Source organism: Chamaesiphon sp. OTE_20_metabat_361, assembly GCF_031364565.1.
Genome location: NZ_JANLWO010000530.1, coordinates 1 through 3,692 on the forward strand (window position 1 = coordinate 1; position 3,692 = coordinate 3,692).

The window sequence follows — 3,692 nt, forward strand, 5'->3', positions numbered from 1 at the left end:
CGGGATCGGGCGTGCCTATCAGTCGGGTATCATGTGGGTGATTCACGGCAAAGGTACTGGCAAACTTCGCGAAGGAGTCCACGAATTCCTCTCCCATCATCCGCAAGTCGGTCGCTTTGAATTAGCAGGTGAGAAAGACGGTGGCGGTGGTGTGACGATCGCTTATCTCAAGTAGAACAGGCTGCGATTTAAGTATGTCAGCACGAACATTTATAAATATTAGAAAAGCCTGAAACCCAGGTGGTGGGCCTTTCCCACTCTAATCGACTACTCAACCAATCGATAAAACCAACTTTCCATCACATTCCCCCACGCTGCTTGGGAGAATACCGTTTCCGCAGCATGGCGACAGTCAGCGCGGTCGATCTCATCCAGCCGATCGATCGCTGCTACCAAGCCCTCTATACTATCTGGTTCGACCAAAAATCCCGTTTTACCATCGGTGATGATTTCCGCAGGCCCCCCGCGCCGATAAGCGATGACTGGAACGCCGCAGGCAAAGCTCTCGATCGCGACATTTCCAAAGGCTTCTACCCAGCGCGGGGTCATTAGTAGCCCCTGACAGGTGCCTAACGCTTGCTGTAGCTCGTGCGTAGGTAAAAAACCGAGATACTCGATCGGGGCGGTAGGATAATCGCGTTGGATCTGCTCCCAGTAAACCGCATCTTGAATCTTACCCATGATTTTGAGTTTGATGCCAGTACGCTGGGCGGCAGCGACAGCATCTTCGAGTGCCTTTTCGGGAGATATGCGTCCCAACCAAGCTAGTGCTGGTTCTGGATGTTTGCAGTACTCATAGACTGCCGGATCGACACCACTACCGCCCACAACAGTACACAGATCGGCAAACCGAAAAGTTTCCGCCTGGGTACGCGTACAGACGCCAATCGTCCCCGGATAATCGATCGCGACTCGTTCGATTGCCAGATCGATCGCGGCAATTTGCGAACCCATACTGACAAAATGGGCGATCGGTCGATCGAAAAACGGCGTCAGGTAAAATGGCAGCCAATCGAAAGCCGTATTGAAAATAATGTCGTAATCGTGCTGAATGTTTCTGGCTTTTGCCCACATATTTGCCAGGACTGGATCGCTCGGCATGACGATCGCGGCTGCTTGCTCCTGGGTTTGGGCAGTGAGCTGAAGTTCGCCAGGGACTTGGACGATCGATAGATCGCCTAAGTATGAACCCGCAGGTGCGACGATCTCGATCGTGTGTCCGCGTGATTGGAGTTCGCGAGCGAGGTTGGCGATCGTCAGTTCTACGCCGCCACCCAACCCAGAACCCAAGGCACCTACCGGAGTGGACAGGATCAGAATTTTTAGTTTGTGGTGGGACGATGGCATATTCACAGGCAACACTCTAAAATCAACGTCTTCAATTTTACAGCCGTTTATGGGCGGCTAAACTCAGGTTTGAAGGCACCATTGTTAACATTTCTGGATCTAAAGGGATTATTATTGTGGTCGATCGAGATCTGCTGTAATTGACAATATGCGCCTAAACCGCTGGCTACCTTTTGGCTTATTTCTAATATTTATAACTGGCATTATCATTGGGATGAATCTGGGACGGTTCGGGCGGATTGTCGCTGTAGTCAACAGTTTACCGCTTGGTGACAAGGGCGGACATTTGCTGTTTATAGGAATGTTGACATTTTTGTTAAATCATGCTCTCAATGGACGGATGCTAAAGATCGGACGTCTCAAGATCTTATTAGGATGCACGATTGTAGCTGTGGGCATCACCATTGAAGAAGTTTCCCAAATCTGGATACCCTTACGGACATTCGATCTGGTAGATTTGGCGGCAAATTACTTAGGCATTGCATTTGCTGCTTGGATCTGGTCGATCGGGAATCGAGTCTAGTTGACGCGAAACTATACTTACTCGACACTCGATCTCTACTCATCCGCAGTCAAAAGATACTTGAATTGGCTGAGAGTGCTTGGGAGCAGACCTAGTATGATGTTGAAATATTGAGTATTTCAGTTAGCTCGGGATGCCGATCGATTTTTACTATGACTGATGCTACAACCGATCGCCAGCGCACATCATCAGATATCGAACAGCATTCATCCCACTGGAAGCCTAACTGCGCTGATGGTCAGCTCCTAGCCGATCGATACGCACTGCGATCGATCTTGAGCCGCAGCAGTTTTGGGATGACCTGGTTAGCGCAGAATGTCTATTTACCAGGACAGCCGTTATGTGTTATCAAGCAATTGGCACCACAATTTACCGATCCGCAGTTGGTGGCAATAGCACGAACTAGATTCGAGCTAGAAGCAGTTAGTTTGAGTCGGCTGGGCACTCACGCGCAGATCCCTTCGCTACTGGATTATTTTCAGATTGGCACCGATTTGTACCTAGTCACGGAATACATCCCTGGTAGTGTCTTGCCCCAAATTATTGCCAAGCAGGGCAGATTTACCGAACCAGAAATCGAAAACTTTTTGGAGCAAATGCTCGCATTATTAGAGTATATTCACTCCCAGCACACGATCCACTGCGATATCAAGCCTCAGAACATTATTTTATGCCAAACCGATCGCCGCTTTGTACTGATTGATTTTGGTGCGGCTGCCGATCTCGATCCAGCTACGTCCGATCGCCTCGATACTAGTAGTGTCGCCGTCGGTACGCCCGGATATGCCCCACCCGAACAATTAGCCAATCGCGCGGTGTATGCTAGCGATCTGTACGCGCTGGGGATGACTTGCGTGTATTTGTTAACTGGCAGGGAACCTCGGCACTTGCCGATCGATCAGCGCACATGCGAATTAATGTGGTCTGAAGATGTCGATATCAGTCCGGACTTGGGCGAGATCGTTTCCAAACTGATTCAGGTGCCCTTAACCGAGCGCTACTCTTGTGTCAGTCAAGTTGTAACAGCTTTAGAAAACCGCGCGGTTCGAGCCAAGTTACGCACTTACCTAGACCAAAAACACGCCATCTCCAAAACCGATCGCATCGATGGCAACCCTTATCCGGCTGTGGTGCATTGGGCATTGGAAATCAAGTAATGAAACAAAGTGGATAGGGAATAGGGAATAGGGAATAGTGGATAGCTTGCAGTGAGCGACAGCCGAGGTGTGGATAACGAAAAATGCGATCGAGATCTGCGCTCTCATTAGTCACCAATTAGCGAATGCCGCTTGACGCTGAAGTTCTTAAGTAAATCCTGATAAATACCCACAGTACAGTGCGCGTTCGATGATAAACTAACAAACAGCCTTGAAAAATATTAATAGTAGCTAAAAACTGGATCGAATTAGGATCGGTAGATAGCGATTAGCTCTGGTATTGCCAAGCCGACCGCCGCGCGATCGAGAGTGTAAACTTCTAGACTAGCGGCTCGATCGTCAAGACTCCAGACCCAAATTAATGGAACTAATCGCCGATCGCTGACACCTAAAAGTAGCCAAATCTTGCGATCTGGCTGACTGCATCGATCCGCCAGCGCCGAGGCTAATCTGCAACTTCGATCGGGTCGATACTCGTACTCAGCGAAGTCTAGACTACACCAAAGCTATAGACAAAATCACACAATAATAAGTAACGCGCACATGGCTAGCACCGCAGAAAAAACAAACGTGGGGAGACTCACCCAAGTTATTGGTCCAGTTGTGGACGTAGAATTTACTGGTGGCAAGATGCCCCAGATTTATAGTGCCCTCAAAGTTGAAGG

At 49.1% G+C, this 3,692-nt stretch carries 5 protein-coding genes; 4 read left to right on the top strand and 1 reads right to left on the bottom strand.

Annotated elements, in window-relative coordinates:
• On the top strand, positions 1 to 175 hold a 175-nt coding region (locus tag RMO35_RS15275; protein WP_309742185.1), incomplete at its 5' end, for a Smr/MutS family protein.
• A gap of 92 nt (positions 176 to 267) precedes the next feature.
• On the opposite strand, the gene RMO35_RS15280 is transcribed toward RMO35_RS15275, so the two are convergent.
• Entirely contained in the window at positions 268 to 1,347 is a 1,080-nt protein-coding gene (locus tag RMO35_RS15280; RefSeq protein WP_309742186.1) for a glycosyltransferase family 4 protein, read from the bottom strand.
• A gap of 148 nt (positions 1,348 to 1,495) precedes the next feature.
• Between RMO35_RS15280 and RMO35_RS15285 the strand changes: the two genes are divergently transcribed.
• The 3 genes from RMO35_RS15285 to RMO35_RS15295 form a co-directional block, all read left to right on the top strand.
• Entirely contained in the window at positions 1,496 to 1,870 is a 375-nt protein-coding gene (locus RMO35_RS15285) for a VanZ family protein (RefSeq protein WP_309742183.1), read from the top strand.
• A gap of 152 nt (positions 1,871 to 2,022) precedes the next feature.
• Positions 2,023 to 3,027, top strand: a complete 1,005-nt coding sequence (locus tag RMO35_RS15290) for a serine/threonine-protein kinase (RefSeq protein ID WP_309742184.1) — start codon at positions 2,023 to 2,025, stop codon at positions 3,025 to 3,027.
• A gap of 543 nt (positions 3,028 to 3,570) precedes the next feature.
• A partial coding sequence (locus tag RMO35_RS15295) for a hypothetical protein (protein WP_309742187.1) occupies positions 3,571 to 3,692 on the top strand: 122 nt, incomplete at its 3' end.

Bases quoted from the DNA above. Each gene is read 5' to 3' on its own strand.
- RMO35_RS15280 (WP_309742186.1), bottom strand. From the start codon at position 1,347: ATGCCATCGTCCCACCACAAACTAAAAATTCTGATCCTGTCCACTCCG.
- RMO35_RS15285 (WP_309742183.1), top strand. From the start codon at position 1,496: ATGCGCCTAAACCGCTGGCTACCTTTTGGCTTATTTCTAATATTTATA.
- RMO35_RS15290 (WP_309742184.1), top strand. From the start codon at position 2,023: ATGACTGATGCTACAACCGATCGCCAGCGCACATCATCAGATATCGAA.